The organism is Deltaproteobacteria bacterium GWC2_65_14 (assembly GCA_001797615.1).
In the GTDB taxonomy this organism is placed as follows: domain Bacteria; phylum Desulfobacterota; class Deferrimicrobia; order Deferrimicrobiales; family Deferrimicrobiaceae; genus GWC2-65-14.
This window is the reverse complement of sequence record MGPV01000049.1, coordinates 60,902-61,117: the sequence shown is the minus strand read 5'-3', so window position 1 is coordinate 61,117 and position 216 is coordinate 60,902. Positions and strand designations below refer to the sequence as shown.

1 pseudogene (running past one end of the window) is annotated in these 216 nt (G+C 65.7%); it reads left to right on the top strand.

Annotated elements, in window-relative coordinates:
- Positions 1-216 (top strand): annotated as a pseudogene (locus A2X88_09400) (hypothetical protein); it runs 215 nt beyond the window's last position.

Genomic DNA, 216 nt, shown 5'->3' with positions numbered 1-216 from the left:
AGGGCGCGACCGACACCTGCCTCAAGTGCCACGCCAAGCAGAAGGCCGACATGCGCCTGGCCTCGCACCATCCCGTCCCGGAAGGCAAGATGACCTGCGTGTCCTGCCATAACCCGCATGGCGGCATCGAAGGCAACCTGAAGGCCGACTCCAGCGAGGAGCTCTGCTTTAAGTGCCACGGCGACAAGGCGGGCCCGTTCGCCTTCGAGCATCCCC